At 45.5% G+C, this 16,859-nt stretch carries 13 protein-coding genes; 6 read left to right on the forward strand and 7 right to left on the reverse strand.

The annotated features are described in order from the left end of the window. Positions 1-257 precede the first annotated feature (257 nt). From ACLGGO_RS15695 to ACLGGO_RS15715, 5 genes are all read right to left on the reverse strand, one after another. Positions 258-1,439, reverse strand: coding sequence for an aldo/keto reductase (locus ACLGGO_RS15695; protein ID WP_446420034.1), 1,182 nt, complete (start codon positions 1,437-1,439; stop codon positions 258-260). A 219-nt stretch (positions 1,440-1,658) separates the two neighbouring features. Beyond that, entirely contained in the window at positions 1,659-3,377 is a 1,719-nt protein-coding gene (locus ACLGGO_RS15700; protein ID WP_446419997.1) for an alpha-glucosidase, read from the reverse strand. A gap of 121 nt (positions 3,378-3,498) precedes the next feature. Next, positions 3,499-4,065: a zinc ribbon domain-containing protein gene (locus ACLGGO_RS15705; RefSeq protein WP_446419998.1), complete on the reverse strand. Its 567-nt coding sequence runs from the start codon at positions 4,063-4,065 to the stop codon at positions 3,499-3,501. Positions 4,066-4,307: 242 nt separating this feature from the next. Beyond that, positions 4,308-5,087 (reverse strand): alpha-amylase family glycosyl hydrolase, encoded by a 780-nt coding sequence (locus ACLGGO_RS15710; protein WP_446419999.1) that lies wholly within the window; start codon positions 5,085-5,087, stop codon positions 4,308-4,310. Next, positions 5,071-5,490 carry an alpha-amylase family glycosyl hydrolase gene (locus ACLGGO_RS15715; protein WP_446338892.1) on the reverse strand — a complete coding sequence of 140 codons (420 nt, stop codon included), beginning with the start codon at positions 5,488-5,490 and terminating at the stop codon, positions 5,071-5,073. The genes ACLGGO_RS15710 and ACLGGO_RS15715 overlap by 17 nt, the downstream gene beginning before the upstream one ends. Positions 5,491-5,880: 390 nt before the next feature. Here ACLGGO_RS15715 and ACLGGO_RS15720 point away from each other — a divergent pair, with 390 nt between their 5' ends. Beyond that, the gene (locus tag ACLGGO_RS15720) at positions 5,881-7,215 is read left to right on the forward strand and encodes an aromatic ring-hydroxylating dioxygenase subunit alpha (RefSeq protein WP_446420000.1); all 1,335 of its coding nucleotides are present in this window, start codon (positions 5,881-5,883) and stop codon (positions 7,213-7,215) included. Positions 7,216-7,354: 139 nt separating this feature from the next. Beyond that, positions 7,355-7,840 (forward strand): sterol desaturase family protein, encoded by a 486-nt coding sequence (locus ACLGGO_RS15725; protein WP_446338894.1) that lies wholly within the window; start codon positions 7,355-7,357, stop codon positions 7,838-7,840. Positions 7,841-7,910: 70 nt separating this feature from the next. Here ACLGGO_RS15725 and glgX read toward each other — a convergent pair whose 3' ends face one another. Continuing rightward, positions 7,911-10,034 (reverse strand): glycogen debranching protein GlgX, encoded by a 2,124-nt coding sequence (gene glgX, locus ACLGGO_RS15730; protein WP_446420001.1) that lies wholly within the window; start codon positions 10,032-10,034, stop codon positions 7,911-7,913. Between the two features lie 358 nt (positions 10,035-10,392). On the opposite strand from glgX, the gene ACLGGO_RS15735 reads away from it, so the two are divergent. The 3 genes from ACLGGO_RS15735 to ACLGGO_RS15745 all read left to right on the forward strand — a co-directional run bounded on the left by ACLGGO_RS15735 (position 10,393) and on the right by ACLGGO_RS15745 (position 12,974). Next, positions 10,393-11,190 carry a pantothenate kinase gene (locus tag ACLGGO_RS15735; protein WP_446420002.1) on the forward strand — a complete coding sequence of 266 codons (798 nt, stop codon included), beginning with the start codon at positions 10,393-10,395 and terminating at the stop codon, positions 11,188-11,190. A 399-nt stretch (positions 11,191-11,589) separates the two neighbouring features. Then, complete coding sequence (locus ACLGGO_RS15740; protein WP_446338897.1) at positions 11,590-11,772, forward strand: hypothetical protein; 183 nt, start codon at positions 11,590-11,592, stop codon at positions 11,770-11,772. A 485-nt stretch (positions 11,773-12,257) separates the two neighbouring features. After that, positions 12,258-12,974, forward strand: coding sequence for a DUF2259 domain-containing protein (locus ACLGGO_RS15745; RefSeq protein WP_446338898.1), 717 nt, complete (start codon positions 12,258-12,260; stop codon positions 12,972-12,974). A gap of 561 nt (positions 12,975-13,535) precedes the next feature. Here the strand turns inward: ACLGGO_RS15745 and ACLGGO_RS15750 are convergent. Beyond that, positions 13,536-14,063 carry an REP-associated tyrosine transposase gene (locus tag ACLGGO_RS15750; protein ID WP_446338927.1) on the reverse strand — a complete coding sequence of 176 codons (528 nt, stop codon included), beginning with the start codon at positions 14,061-14,063 and terminating at the stop codon, positions 13,536-13,538. Positions 14,064-14,284: 221 nt separating this feature from the next. Here ACLGGO_RS15750 and ACLGGO_RS15755 point away from each other — a divergent pair, with 221 nt between their 5' ends. Continuing rightward, positions 14,285-16,846, forward strand: coding sequence for a single-stranded-DNA-specific exonuclease RecJ (locus ACLGGO_RS15755; RefSeq protein WP_446420003.1), 2,562 nt, complete (start codon positions 14,285-14,287; stop codon positions 16,844-16,846). Positions 16,847-16,859: the final 13 nt, after the last annotated feature.

Consider the following 16,859-nt stretch of genomic DNA (forward strand, 5'->3'; position numbering starts at 1 on the left):
AACGGTTCGACGCTATATTGAAAACCAGAGGAAATGACGGCGAATGAATTCGCCGTGTCGGACTTCATCCCCGATTTAAAAATACGGGGCTTCCGTCCTCCCGCTTTTTCTCTGTGATAGGGATAACAATTAAGCGTGAATGAGGGGAGAAACAAACTGATGTCGCAATCCTAAATGAGTTAGGAAATCTTCTGTTGCCAGTTAAGAGTTCGTTTGACTCACCGAAATGCTTCCGACTCCAGTCGAATCGCTATAGGTTATTGTTGGGATAAGCGTTTAACAGTTGCACCTCCTAAGCGCTGATCCGCATCTTCGAGTAAAGTAGGAATTGTATCAGCATGGGGACTCCGGTGTAAACATGGCTGAAGATCAAATTTTCCGATTTTATCGGCTTTAGCACCCGGAAACCAGTGTCCCGCATTGGTTAAGAGGTTGTAACGCATTTTAGCGTATTCAACCATATCATAGGCGAACGCTAAATTTCTCAGCCACAAAATTACCGGGATATTCACTCCACCAGGGGTTTCCTCGTGGCTGGGTAAACCGATGTGCCAGGTTTTGAACCAGTCTTCACCGAGTCGTGCGATCGCGGCTTCTTCTAATCGTGCGACAATGGGGGGTAATAGTTCATCAACCTGATCCAATAATTCAACCGCTTTCAGGTGTTCATCAAAATCACTGGGGCGGGATGCACCTAAACTTAAGGTATGTACTTGGGGATGGGAAAGGCAAAATAAGTCATTAAATACCATTGGACTCAACGGTTGACACAGTTCAACTAACCGTTGCGGCGGTTTATACAGCATTCCTCCTTTATCCGACGGACTAATAATAAAAACACCCATATCGTGACGGGTGGCGGCTTCAATCGCCGACCAATTAAACTGATTGATGTAGTACCAGTGCAGATTTACATAATCAAATTGATCCGTTTCAATCGTTTTGATAATTAAATCAGTAGCGCCGTGGGTAGAAAAGCCAATAAACCGCACTTTTCCTTGGGCTTGCAACTGACGAGCCACATCCAGACAGCCCCCAGGACGAATGCTATCATGGAGCAATTGAGGCGTGTTTATTCCATGAAGTCCGAGTAAATCAACATAGTCCAGTTTCAGGAATTTCAATGATTGTTCAAACTGACGCCGAAATTCTTTGGGGTCTGATTTAGGACTAACTTTTGTCTGGACAATTAATTGGTCACGGAGAAATGTAGGCAAAATCTTGCCTAACTGCATTTCTGACGTGCCGTAACCCCGCGCCGTCTCAATATGATTAATGCCGACTTCAATCCCTCGACGAATCGTTGCGTCTAAGTTGTGTTGATTATCTTGAGGAATTAACCAGGCGGGCATATCTTTCCATTTAAATTGATACCGCATTCCGCCGCAGGAGAGTACTGGCATTTGTAGTTCGGTACGCCCAAATCGTCTGTACTGCATCATAAGTGTGATTAGAAGTCGCTGAAGTCCAGATTCTGTGAACTAAATCCGGGTTGACTAACCCCTTTATCATCCAGTCCGCGCAGGCGGACTTGGTTTGTGTAACCGCGATTAAAATCGCCCGATCTCAAGGGGGGCTTAGGACAAAGGGAGAATCCTACCAAATCCCCCCTTTGTTAATCAATAATGCCCAAACCTCTAGGCTTTGAAAATTAAACGTTATTCAGTTGAATAATTTCCAAAATAAACGCCATAACCGGGAACTTCTACAACGCCATCATACCGTCGGTTAGTAAAATCAGACTCATCGGCTCTCAAACAATTGGGGTAGGGCGATAAATCAAAATGAACAGGTAGTGGACTCAAATTAAACAGACAAAGGAGGTTTTGTTCCTCACATTGGCGGGTAAATCCCACTAGCGGTTCATCTGTATCCAGCAGCGTTAAATTCCCTTTAAGTAAAGCCGGTTGTTGCTTGCGCCAATGAATCAAACGGCGATATTTATTCAAAAGAGACATGGCTTCATGATCCTGCTGGTCAATCGCCTGATCGCGATGTTCCTCTGCAATGGGTAGCCAGGGTTCTGCTGCTGCGGTAAAGCCAGCATTAGGCGCATCTTTGAGCCAGGGTAGGGGGGTGCGTGAGCCATCTCGACCTACAATTGATGGATACCCGGCTAGTCCAAAGGGGTCTTGCATTTTTTCAAAGGGAATCGTGGCTTGGGTTAAACCCAGTTCATCCCCTTGATAAATACAGCAACTTCCTCGTAGCGAAAGCTGTAGCGCGATAAATAAATGGTCAAAGATGGCATGAGTGAATTTATCATCAATGAGAAACTTCAGCCAGCGGCTTTTGAGTCGGGGAAAATCATGAGTACCCCCTGTCCAGCAGATCACCCCCTCTTGAAAATGAGCTTCTACCTGCTCGATCATGTCGCGCACTCGCTCATAACTCAACGGTTCATCATGCATCAAGACTGAGTTATAGGCTGTATGTAAACGTTTCTCGCCTTTAACATATTCACTGGAGGTGAGAATCGCATCTTCCGCCGAACTAATTTCCGCTAACGTCATTGTTCCGGGATATTGATCCATCAATTCCCGAATTGGTTCAAGAAATTCCAAGGTTTCCGGTTGGCAAAAGTTATATTTATTCCACTTTGAGAAAAATGGATCGTAGGGATCTGCTCCAGCCGGTCGCTTCATATTTTTGGGTCGGGGTGGATTATCCCGTAGTTGGCGATCATGGGTAAAGAAATTCACCACATCTAGGCGGAAACCATCGACACCCAAATCTAGCCAAAACTTTGCCACATCCAGAATGGCTTGTCTAACCTCTGGGTTATACCAGTTTAAATCGGGCTGTTCGGCTAGGAAATTGTGCAGGTAATACTGTTCCCGTTGAGAGTCCCATGTCCAAGCACTCCCACCAAAGGTTGAAAGCCAGTTGTTTGGCGGTGTCCCATCTGGCTTTGCATCCGCCCAAATATACCAGTCAGCTTTGGGATTATCATGACTACTGCGACTCTCTAGAAACCAGGGATGTTCGTTTGATGTGTGGTTCCATACCTGATCAATGAGTACCTTTAAGCCCAACTCATCTGCCTTCTTCAGGAGACGCTTGAAGTCTTCCATTGTGCCAAAAATGGGTTCTATCGCACAATAGTCGGAAATATCATAGCCAAAGTCCTTCATCGGGGACTTGAAAAATGGTGAAACCCAAACCGCATCAACGCCCAGGGAGGCGATATAGTCCAGTTTTTGCGTGATCCCCTTCAGATCACCGATGCCATCCCCATTACTATCCATGAAGCTGCGGGGATACACCTGATAAATAACGGCACTACGCCACCACTCATTGGATTTTTGATTTGGGTTGGGTTTTTCAACCTTGTCTAAGGTGGTAGATTTGGGATTGAGGGTAGATTGTTCAATCATACGCGATTAAATTTATTTGTTGTTACCTCTTGTGGCTTTACTCTCTAAGCCTCTAAGTACAGCGTGACTTGAAGAACTAAAACTAAGCTAACGCTATAGTTTTAGATTCGGGAAGCAGGTTTCACCTTGTTTCCCATTCGGTTTTCAGGTTAAACAAATCAAATTGAACATATTTAACCTTATATTTAACCTTAGATGACGGATTCCTAGGACTCACGAGCAACCCCAATGACTCCCTCTTTTTTGGAGAACCTGTTATTTCAGGTTTAGGCGTGACTTTCCGATTGACCAACGGTAGAGAAACTATTCCAAGCTTTTCTTTTGCACGATTAGCTATCACTATTGCAGCATCTATATCCGCGCCTGCATAGTGACCGCAACATTCGCATACAAATTTTTCTTTATCCCTATTTTTCGGAGAAGTAAACCCGCATTCTGAGCATTCTTGAGATGATTTACGCGGATTTACATTTATGTATGTTTCAATATCAGACCTTAATGTTGTAACCCAGTATGTTTGTTTGTTGTAAAGAGAGCAATAATCACCTAAAATAAAGCGAGACTGACAAGTAAATTCTCTGTCACCTATCATTCGATTTTTAACATACCGGATGTTAAGCCTATCTTGCTCGAAGGCTTTTTCTTGGTGCTTGTTTGGTTTCAACTTAAACTTGTAAGTAATTTGCATACGCTCTCGACCTCAGCGAATGTCTATAGTAAAATTCTAACGTATTCGCTTAGCCCTGTCAATGAAAAAGCTTAGTGGAGGGACTGTTTACTCGATCTCAATCCATTTAGTCCTAGTTACTAAATACAGACAGAAAGTAATAACAAGTGTAAATTCAGTAAACAGTGTTCAGTGAACAGTTATCAATAGCAGTGCTAAGTCGGTGATAACTGATAACTGACAACTGATAACTGATGAGGAAACTAAGATAAATTTAATTCCCCAAAAAAGACGCCATAAGCGGGAATTTTTAGCCGATCGCCTGATCGGTCTGTGGTAAACCCAGAACCCTTGACTTCCTGGCAATCTGGATAAGCTGACAAATCATACTGTTCTGGTGTATCACTGAGATTGAAAATACACAGTAAACGCTGTTCCTCTGATTCCCGAATAAAGGCAAATAGAGGTTCGTCTGTATCCAGTACTTTAGCATTAGTCATTCCCTGGATTAAAGCGGGTTGATCTTGACGCCAATGCGTCAGACGTCGCCAGGTATTTAATAGAGAGTTGGGATCAGGTTCTTGGACATTTACGGCTAGACCCAAATGAGACTCGGAAACAGGTAACCAGGCGCGTTGGGCGACAGTAAATCCGGCATTGGCGGCATAAGATTTCCAAGGCATCGGTGTGCGGGAACCATCGCGCCCAGGAACTTCTGGATACAGGGCTTTACCAAAGGGATCTTTAATTTCTTCGGGGGGAATATCCTCTGGAATTCGGGCTTCGGGTAAGCCTAACTCGTCTCCTTGATAGAGACAAAACGCTCCGGGTAGGGAGAGTAACATTGCCGCGATCGCATGATAAAATTCCTCTGGATAGGGATTCCCTTCAGCATCTTTTCCTGTCCAACAGGATTTGAGACGACCATAATCATGATTTCCGACAATCCAGCAATTACCCCCTTCGCTGAAATACTGTTGCACTTTCTTCAGGGTATCGCGCATTAATTTAGCGCTAATCGGTTCATCAACCAGCAGAACCATCGTCTTTGGCGTCTGCCCAAACATACCAATCGGCTTTGGGATTATCCCGACTTTTTTTACTTTCCTGGAACCAATGATGCTGATCTGAGGTGTGATTCCAAACCTGATCAATCATCACTTTCAGACCCAGGGTATGGGATAGGTTCAGTAATCGCTCAAAGTCTTCCAGCGTCCCAAACATTAGATCAACCTTACGCATGTCGGTAATATCATAAGCTAGATCGTTCATCGGGGATTGAAAGATGGGCGTTAACCAAATGGCATCGACGCCAAGGGCAGCTATATAATCGAGTTTCTCAATAATCCCTTCTAAGTCTCCTTTGCCATTTTCTATGGTGTCTTTAAAACTCCACGGCGAAATCTGATAAATGACAGCGTTTTTCCACCATTGCTGGCGTTGCATGAAACCTCCTTTTTTTCACAGAAACAGCACAATAAATCTCAGGTTGAATTAACCCGATTTCAGGTGGAATGCCAAATAGTATGGCGTTGTTCTCGCTTAGCCTCTCTAGGCGATTGCCTCTTGAATCTACACAGCTAACATTTCAGCAGCAGCCTTGTGCCATTCCTGCGGCGATAGTATCAGGATTGTCTCGTTAACTGGTAGCCACCATGTCTACAGGAATATCCTGACAGGGGGTAAGCTGATGATTCATCCTTCTAGGGTAGGAATCAATGATGAACGTTTTTCCCAGATTCAGCTCATCTCACGCTTTGATGTCGTGGGTTTCCAGCCGCCTTTTCTGTATAAACTTGGATAGGAGCCTTATGAGAATGCCCTGTTGCCTAAACCATGACCCATTCCTTCGATCGCACACAAGCCTGGTATCCCGTTCATTACCTTAAGGATTTAGATCACTCCCAACCCACTCAATTCACTCTGCTGGGTCGAGATCTAGTCATCTGGTGGGATAAAGTTGCCGATTGCTGGCGTGTTTTTGACGATCAATGTCCCCATCGACTTGCTCCCCTGTCACAAGGTAGAATTGCTGAAGATGGGCTGCTGGAATGCCCCTATCATGGTTGGGCATTTACAGGAGAAGGAACGTGCGATCGCATTCCTCAACAAACTGAAGACAGTACCGCCCAAACCTCCAAACGCGCCTGCGTTACCGCCTTACCCACCACTGAACGTCAGGGTCTATTATTCGTTTATCCCGGCAACCCAGAAAACGCGCCCAATGTCAAGGTTCCCATCGTCGAACCCTGGGACGATTCCTCAGAGGAATGGGTATGCATTGACACGTTTAGGGATTTGCCCTACGATGCGTTGACATTATTGGAAAACGTGCTAGATGTGAGCCACGTTCCCTTTACCCATCATCGCTCCGTCAGCGATCGCGCCTATGCCAGTCCAGTTGAGCTAGAAGTTACCGAATCCGGGAAACAGGGGTTTAAAGGAGTTTGGGAACAAGGACCCCGCAAAGGAACTCTCGGACGCCAAGACACCACATTTATTGCCCCCACATTAATGTGGCATGACCTCACCTCGAAACAATTTGGCAGAACCATGACGGTGGTGTATGCTACGCCGATTCGCAAGGGAGAATGTCGCCTATTTGCTCGCTTCCCCTTTAAATTTGCGGCTAAACTCCCCGGTTTCTTCATTAAACTCACTCCCCGTTGGTACTCTCACATTGGGCAGAATGGGGTTTTGGAAGATGATCAAATTTTTCTCCATTATCAGGAACGTTACCTCGATGCTAAAGGCGGGAGTTCCAATTTCAGCAAAGCGTTTTATCTACCCACAAAAGCCGATCGTTTTGTGTTCGAGTTCCGCCAGTGGGTGAATCAATATAATGCAGATTCATTCCCTGACGAACCCCTACCTCCCCGATTATCACAAGAAACGCTACTGGATCGGTATCACTCCCATACGATAAAGTGTAAAAGTTGCAGCACCGCCTTAGCTAAAATTCGGCAGATTCGTCGTGGTGTTGCTGTCGTGGGGGCAATTGCTTGGGCGATTATCCCGTTACTGACGCTGTTTTTTGACAAAACGGCAACCATCTCAGCCATTTTCTCCAGTGGGGTTGCGTTAATTGCTAGCATCGGCTGGTTTGGATTGGGTAGGTTGGAACGACGATTCTATGAAGGGCGAACGGTTCCACCACGTAATCTTCCCTAGGGTAGGGGTGGGTTTTACCAATAACGTTTTGGCACTGATCCCGCCCTTCTTAGGCAGCCGGGAGATAAAAATTCCCCGATAATATACTGAGAAGCAAATTGTCGCTCAATTAGTTAGTCGAACGTGTGAGGGAAAAGAGTTGATTAGCCCAATCATCTGTTTTGTTCTGGCATTTGTCCTCGCTTCTTTCGTGGAATACTGGATGCATCGCTTGATGCACGCTAATGCCCGCATTGGTGAACGTCATCGTGATCATCACCGCCGCAATGAAGGACAGGGGGTGCTGTGGGAGTTCCGGGATTATGTGCGGGGTAGCTTTATTGTCATGTGCCTCCTATTCTTCTATTCTTGGCAAGTTGGACTCGGTTGGTTCCTGGGTGGACTTTTTTATGCTGCCTTTTGTGCCTATGCCCATCAGCTACAGCACGAAAATCCAAGACGGTGCTTCTGGATGAAAATGCCTGTTCACTATGTCCACCACAAATATAAAATGTGGCATCACAATTTTGGTTTAGCTGTAGATTGGTGGGATCGGGTTTTCGGGACGTATAAGCCTGTAGAATGGCTAACCGATGAGGAATTGAAGCAACCCGAACGCGGGTATTTACAATTGCGATGGTGGTAGATGGGGCAGATGAGGAAGATGGGGGAGCATAATTATAGAGACGTAGCAGGCTACGTCTCTACAGCTAACCTTATCGTCGTCGCAACACCATCACCGATCGCGCGGTGACAGAGATCGGCTTATCCTCGGTATAGCTGATCTCCTCCTCGATAAAGCGAGGCTTATCGGTGTCAATCAAAACCAGCCATTCCCGGTCTTGCAATCCTGGGGGGAGCGTAAATTCAATCATCTCATAGTGAGCATTGAAGCAGAGGAAGAAACTATCATCCATGACTCGTTCTCCCTCATCCCCCCGCGCGGCAATTTCTTCACCGTTTAAGAAAATACCGATCGCTTTGGTATATCCTGCCAGCCATTGATCCTCTGTCATATCACCGCCATCGGGGTTGAACCAAGCAATATCCTTAACGCTAGAACCGTAGATAGCGCGACCGAGGAACCACTTGCGTCGCCGGAAAATCGGATGCTGGCGGCGGAAGTAAATCAGTTGACGGGTAAAGTTGAGAAGTGAGGCATTTCCCTCCGGTAAATCCCAATCAAACCAGGAGATTTCACTATCCTGACAGTATGCATTATTATTCCCGTCTTGGGTTCGCCCAATTTCATCGCCGCCTAAGAGCATGGGGACGCCTTGGGATAGCATCAGCGTCACCAGAAAGTTGCGCCGCTGTCTATTCCTTAACTGGAGAATCTCTGGATCATCAGTTTCTCCTTCCGCCCCACAATTCCAGGAACGGTTATGGCTTTCCCCATCCCGGTTTTCTTCCCCATTGGTGTCGTTATGCTTGTCGTTGTAGCTTACAAGGTCATTCAGGGTAAATCCATCATGGGCGGTAATGAAGTTAATGCTAGCACTAGGTCGGCGTCCGTTGGACTCATACAAGTCAGAACTTCCGGTGAAGCGATAGGCAAATTCAGCTAAACTGCTATCTTCACCTCGCCAAAAGTCTCGCACGGTATCTCGATATTGCCCATTCCACTCTGACCACAGCAGGGGAAATTTACCCACTTGATAGCCTCCCATGCCCACATCCCAGGGTTCAGCAATCAGCTTCACATTTGAGAGGACAGGGTCTTGGTGAATAATATCAAAGAATGCCGCCAGACTATCCACCTCATAGAGTTCTCGTGCTAATGCCGAGGCTAAGTCAAAGCGAAAACCATCCACATGCATCTCTAGCACCCAATACCGCAGGCTATCCATAATTAGCTTCAGGACTTGGGGATGACGCACGTTCAGGGAATTACCACACCCGGTAAAATCCATGTAATAGCGGAGGTCATCTTCTACAAGGCGGTAGTATGCCACATTGTCAATTCCGCGCAGTGAAAGGGTAGGACCGAGATGATTTCCTTCGCCGGTATGATTGTAAACGACATCCAGAATCACCTCAATGCCCGCTTTATGCAGCGCCTTGACCATTTCCTTAAACTCACTCACCTGTTGCCCTTGAGTCCCACTGGCACTGTAGTTGGCATGGGGCGCCATATAGGCAATTGAATCGTAACCCCAGTAATTCTTTAACCCTTTATCCACTAAATGTCCCGGTTGGGACAAGAAGTGATGTACGGGGAGCAATTCCACCGCCGTAATCCCCAAAGTCTGAAGATACGCGATCGCGGCAGGATGCGCCAGTCCAGCATAGGTGCCGCGTAAGGGTTCAGGGATGTCTGGGTGTAGCTGAGTGAAGCCTCTAACATGGGTTTCGTAAACAATAGTTTCGTGAGCCTGTCGTTGCAGAAATTCGTCATCTTCCCAGTCAAAAGACTCATCAACAACGACGGCTTTGGGAATGAGGTGAGAATCATCAATTTCAGACAATATCAAGTCTTTCTCTGGATCATCCCACGGATAGCCAAAGATTTCCTCTCCATAGCCAATCTCGCCATCCAATGCCTTAGCATAAGGGTCAATTAGCAGTTTATTCGGATTGAAACGATGACCCTCCTCCGGTGCATAGGGACCATGGACTCGGAAACCGTACCGTTGTCCCGGACTAATCCCCGGTAAATAACCATGCCAGACGAAGTTGCTGACTTCCGTCAACTCCAAGCGTGTCTCCTGATTCTCATCATCAAATAAACAAAGCTCGACAGCCTCTGCGTTCTCACTGAACAAAGCAAAGTTTGTGCCTTTGCCATCCCAAGTTGCCCCTAAAGGGTAACTTTTACCGGGCCAAACGGGTACGTACATACATGAACCTCCTTATCCATCAATATAAAATACTCAAGCTCAAGGCAACCTTTCTCCTAAGCCGTAAGATGGATCTAATTACTTATCGCATTTGCACCTGATCAGGATTAACCAACAATGAAAGCAGATTATTCCCTCCCCCCAGCAATGAATGCCCTTGATTGGTAATAGGTAGATCAGCAAATCAATGGTTTGGGGGATTGCCAAGGTCAACTACTGTTTTTAGAAGTGAACTGGGATAAGTCAAACATCCAACAGAATTGGTAAGCGGTAATTTTGAAACTTTTATTGCACCCAATGGTATACATTTAACCTATCCCATCTCCAATCTCCAACGTTTAAGTAATTTTAACCGAACATGAATGTCCAAGACCATTATGTCGCATTGATGATTGGTAACTCTCGGCTGCACTGGGCTTGGTTTGCGGGAGATACTCTCCAAGATGCTTGGGATACCCAGCATTTTCCAGCAGCAGAGGTGGAATGGCTCCTCCAACACTGGACATCTGGTCTTCTACCTACCACCGTTTTCGGTGAACCCTTCGTTTCCTGGTATTCCTCCAATCAATACCTACCCCTTTATATCGCTTCAGTCATTCCTGAGCAAACCCCATTGTGGCAAACCTATCCTGCTGCCCACGTCATTACTCTAGAGGATGTACCGCTTTTAGGCGTCTATCCCACCTTGGGCATTGATCGCGCCCTCGCTGTGTTAGGGGCAGGGGAAACCTATAATTATCCAGTGCTGGTGATTGATGCGGGGACAGCACTAACCTTTACGGGTGTCGATGATCATCGCCATCTCGTGGGTGGTGCTATTTTACCAGGACTCAAATTACAACTAGAATCATTAGCCCACAAAACAGCCGCCTTACCTTCTATCTCACCTAAGTGCCAATTACCCAACCGTTGGGCAGTGGACACGTCTGAGGCGATTGAAAGTGGCGTTATTTATACTCTACTAGCAGGAATTCGAGAGTTTATTGCCGACTGGTTGCATCGATTCCCTAACAGCCCGATTGCCTTAACTGGCGGAGACTCTGACTTGTTGCTAAACTATTTACAGATTCAGTATCCTCAAATTTCCACTTATGTTTTTGCCGATTATCACTTAATCTTTTGGGGAATTAAAGTTGTTGCTTCAAAGGGAGAATAAAGGAGGCAATATGTATAGTCACAAAGACATAAATTTTGGGAAAATTAATTATAAGAAGCATTGAGGTAGATATAAGAGCGCAATTTGAGAATATTTTATCCACCAAAAAATCGTTTTATATATGTTAAGCACCTAAAAAAACCAGATTAATTCGTTCTCTGGCAAAAAATGGATTAGATTGACCCGCCCTTGACCCTAGTCTAATTACGACTTATTTTTTAATTTTTCTCGACATATTTTTATGAAAAAAACCTCTTGAATAATTTTCATCAGAAGAGTATTAGCTTTACCATTTTTTAGCAACAACTTCATCAAAAAATTATAAGTAATACACGGAATTTAGCTTTGTACTTGGAATACTAGAACTAGGTAAAAGTAAACCATTCAGACCCTAAATAAATGTCCTTTTCCAACCCAATCCAGCTATTTGAACTCAAAGATATGGAAGAAAATCTGGCAGAACTCCTGTCTAGATGTCGTCAATTACAAAAGAGTTTAGTCGATGACCAAGACACCGAGGTGCAAAATCAGACGGCTTCTCCTGACCAAGAGCCGGACTCAGATGATACATTCTGGAGTTGAGCATTTCGCTAACCCTACCTAAATCAAGATACCATCTAGGGACTGCGCTCAACTTTCGTTCAAAAGCGCGATCGCATTATTGGATAACCTTGACCAGGAGGTGTATAGAGCGGCAAGATTAATTGTCGATTATAGTATTCAGTCCTAATCGGCAGGTAGACGAAAACTAAGGGAAGGGGGAGTTTCGCCCTGTTGTATTTACCACGTTTTTCTAGAAAAAACCCTCAACGCGAAGGAGAAATAAGCGCTGAGGGGAGTCATCAGGGTGCATCTACTTTTTCCTCATTCTCTATCTGCCTAAGAGCATCCGGAAAAAATTGAATTCAATGTGCCAATTGCCACTCATCCCAGAAAACCTAATTACCTCCTGCTAGCCACGAGAAAGTTTAACCAAGAACGGCAATCAGACCGGAATTTAGGGGAATCAATTAAATTTAGGTTATATTAAATGAGGCAAAATCGGCTCATGAAAATTTTCAATTTTTATGAAAATTGCATCACTCGTGTCTCCCGCGATCGCAGCTAGTGTGATCCTGTTCCTCAACCCCGCATTGGCAGCCGTACTCAACGCTTCTGCTCGCTTGGCGGGATTCTCCCCTGATAATCGTCATTATATTTACTTAGAAAGTTATCGGGATTCAGTGACAGAGGTTCCCACGGCTCATCTCCAAATTATCAATATCCCCAATAACTCTTGTGTTAGAAATGGTTGTCTGCGAACAGACTATGATCGCGATGCCTATAGTCTCAGTAATCAAGCGGCTGAAAATGACTTGCTGCAAGATACATTAACACTCCGACAAGATTTGGGACTGAATCAGCTAAAAGTAGGCATTAAACTCCCTGTCATTGATAGCACCCGTCAGTCAGATGATATCGAAACCGTTACATTTCGCCTCAAAAACCAGCCGTTACAAATTCGTCTAGAGCAAAGGCGTATCCCCTCCCTGTTATCTGGAGGCACTTCTCCAGTCGCACGGGCGTCCATGCGCTTAATCATAAATTATCAGAATCAGCGCTTGACTCTGGGTAATCTGAACAACTACCGGGATGCCGTGAAAGGCTATGGGATTCGAGAGGTGCGGCTATCTCCTAACGGAAATAACATCGTGGTGCTGCTGGATATGCTCCAACCCACTCATGAGGATATCGTCAAAACCACATTAGTGCAAAGCTTTTCCCTGGAGCCGTTTGGGGATTAGTCACAGAAGTTATACTCTTGATTTAGACTAGAGCAGGTACTCTCATCAGTTTAAAGTTAAATTTCGATAGGTTATGGATTGAAAAGAAAAGTAAAATAAAATTTCAATTGCTTGTACTTTGCACAGAGAGTAGTAAAGTAGAAATTGAAGCTAATCAGAAAGCTTCACTGACAGATATTAACGTTACTTGCAAAACCGAGAAAGGAGGAAAGGCGAAGAACCTGTTAAATCTAATATCTGTCTTGCCAAAGACGCAACTTCTAACAGCAACACTCAACGCGAAGACTGATACATCCTCTAACTAGAAATGTAGGGAGCAATGCATCTGAATTATCGAATTTAGAGCAACTCTATTTAGGATTGATTACGGAGAGGAAGTCACTCAGAGAGCAGTTTGAGTGTTGTTGTCATATTATGCATAGATGTCCTGTCCTATCGTTCCCAGGCTCAGCTGTACCTCGTTCCCAGGCTCAGCCGTACCTCGTTCCCAGGCTCAGCCTGGGAATGCCACTTGGGAGGCTCTGCCTCCCCCTCACCCGACACTCCAGAGGTTCCACCTCCTCAAATCAAATCCACTGATAGCAATCCCGGTTGACCGATATAATTGCGGTAACTCGAATAGCGCCAATGAGCTGGATCATCAATATAGCCACGCTTCACAGGATTATGATGAATATACTCTAGCTTTTGCTTTAACATCTGTTCATTTACAATCATTTGCGGATGAAATCCTTCCTGCCAAACCTGATAATTTTGATCATGTTTATGGGCAAGTTTAGCACTTTTGAGTTGAGTCAGAAGAAAATGACTCTGGTGTTCAATCAACCAATCTATAATTGTTCGAGCTGTGAAGGATTTGAACGTCCTGATTTCTTTAGATAAGTTATCAGCAGAGGCGAGCAAATGCAGGTGATTTTCCATGAGAACGTAACCGTGTAGAGCAATTCGCTGCTGACTTTGTAGAAAGCGGAGAGAGTCGAGAACAATTTGCGCTAATTCTGGCTTGCTGAAAAGGGGAATCCAATTAACACTCGTGCAGGTGAGGAAGTGAGGTTGTTTGGCTATAACGCGGTAGCGCGATCGTCCCATCGTGACGGTGAGTGATAGCAGGTATAGGCTCGATTTTACCATTCAGGCGGAGTCAGGGGATAGAGCTTTAGAAAAGCGCGATCGCAACTTGAGGAAGAGGGAGGCAGAGCCTCCGGGGTGGCATTCCCAGGCTCAGCCTGGGAACGAGGGGGCGAGAGGGCGAGGGGAGGAGGGGAGAGAGTACAATAAATAAGCATTGCGATCGCACCCCTAAGTCCCTCATGCCTCAACCTCAACCCCAATGGCAGGTTCAACCATCTCCTGATGTTCCTCAATGGTTTCTTGACGCGATTAAATCCTACACCCCAGCCTCAGAAGGATACTACGCCGCGCAGGTATTATGGCAACGTGGAATTCGCGAGTTAAACCAATTAGCCGCATTTATTAATCCTGATCTATATCAACCCGCTAGTCCCTTTGAATTTGGTCAGGAAATGAAGCGAGCCGTGCAGCGATTGCAGCAAGCGCGGGATAAGGGAGAAAATGTGGCGATTTGGGGTGACTTTGACGCCGATGGGATTACGGCAACCAGTGTTTTATGGGAAGGATTGGGACAGTTTTTGCCTCAGAATCAACAACTCACCTATTACATTCCTAATCGTATCACGGAATCTCACGGGTTAAATTGTTCGGGAATTGACCAACTGGCACGATGGAAGACCCAACTGATCGTAACCTGCGATACGGGAAGCACGAATCTCAGCGAAATTGATTATGCTCAACAATTGGGGATAGACATAATTATTACCGATCACCATACATTACCAGATGATCGCCCTAAGGTAGTTTCTATTATTAACCCCCGCTATTTTGCCGGAACCCATCCCCTGTTTCATCTATCTGGTGTGGCGGTGGCGTATAAGTTAGTTGAGGCACTTTATCAAACATTACCCGATATTCCCCAACAACCTCTAGAGGACTTATTGGATTTAGTGGCGATTGGTTTAATTGCCGATTTAGTCCAGCTTAGTGGTGATTGTCGCTATTTAGCCCAACGGGGAATTCAAACGCTACAGCAACAATTGAAAACCCGCACCCGTCCCGGTGTAGCCAAGCTTTTAGAACTCTGTCAGCGCAGTGGTGATCGCCCCACGGATATTTCTTTTGGCTTAGGTCCAAGAATTAATGCGGTGAGTCGCATTCAAGGTGATGCTTCGTTTTGTGTGGAGTTATTAACCCGTCGCGATGAAGCCTATACTCAAACCTTAGCCCTAGAAACAGAATTAGCCAATAGTCGCCGCAAATCCTTACAGAAAGATATTACGGAACAGGTTAAACAGAAACTAGCACAACTTGACCTTTCGACAACTTATGTTATTGTCCTAAACGATCCCCAATGGTCAGCGGGAGTTTTAGGCTTAGTCGCCGGTCAAATTGCTCAAGAATATGGACGCCCGACAATTTTATTAAGTACAGGTGAGGATGGGGTAGCACAGCAGCAATGTAGAGACGTGCCATGGCACGTCTGGGAGCAGAGGAGCGAAGAAAACAAGGGAGAGTTTTTCCAATCAACCATCAACCATCAACCCTTAACCATCAACCATCAACCATCAACAATCGCCCGAGGTTCTGCCCGTTCGGTTAATGGAATTGATCTGTATGAATTAGTCCAATCCCAAGAACACCTATTACACCGATTCGGCGGACATCCCTTTGCTGCTGGGTTAAGTTTGCCTGTGGAAAATATTCCCTTATTTACCGAAGCGATCAATCAAAAGTTACGCCAACAATTAGCCGCCCAAGACGCCTTATTAGCCCCTGTCGTTACCGCTGATATTGTCGTGACAGTTGCTGCTTTGGGAAAAGCTTTATTCCAAGAACTTAAACTATTGGAACCTTGTGGAATGGGCAATCCGGTTCCTAAGCTGCTGATTGAAAACTGTTGGTTTGAATCGGTTTGGAATCGCAATACTCAGGATTTGAAGGGGAAAAAGGTACAATATATTAAAACCGAATTGGAAATCTGGGATGATTCTACAAGTATGGGCTTTCCGGGTATCTGGTGGGGACATTATCGAGATGAAGTTCCCAAAGGTCGATGTAATGCGATTGTGGAACTGGACTATAATAACTTTAAAAAACGTTTTGAAGTGCGCTTAGTGGCGGTTCAATCGGGGGATAGAATTTCCTCGTTTAATCTTCCCAGTCAACTGGATTGGATTTTAGATTGGCGCGATGGGATGCAGGAGGATAGAGGTGTAGGGGTGGGGTTTACCGATAACGTTCTGTCAATGTCCGATCATTTGACTAAACCAGCCCTGGTTGGGGAACAGGAGGAAACGCTCACGCCTGAATCAACTGATCCGTTAACCGTTCTCGAATGTCCCACCAGTTGGGATGAATTGCAACTCTGGTTTAGACGGGCGATGCAAAGCGAACGAAAATTAGCGATCGCGTATCCGCCACCGCCTCAACTCCCACCCCGCCAGGTTTGGGAGAAATTAGTCGGACTGGCTAAATTCCTCAGTCGCACCGGGAAATCCGCTACCCTAGGGCAATTGCAAGAAAAGTTAGAATTAAGCGATCGCACCTTACATTTGGGACTAGCCGCCCTTTCGGGTTTGGGGTTTCAGGTGAAACACCAAGGCGGATCAATCCAAATCAGTGGCTCGATTGGGGAATTGGATGGGGACGCGATCGATCCGATGACAAAGGAAAAGATTCAAGTCTTTTTATCTGCTGTAGAAGAAGAGCAGTTTTTGCGTCACTATTTTTATCAGGTTCCCTTGTCCACAATTCATGGAATGTTGGCGCTAACAACCAATACTACCATTTTTCCTTGATCCCAACAAAACC

Origin of the sequence: Coleofasciculus sp., from assembly GCF_046565525.1 — a bacterium.
Classification (GTDB): Bacteria; Cyanobacteriota; Cyanobacteriia; order Cyanobacteriales; family Coleofasciculaceae; genus Coleofasciculus.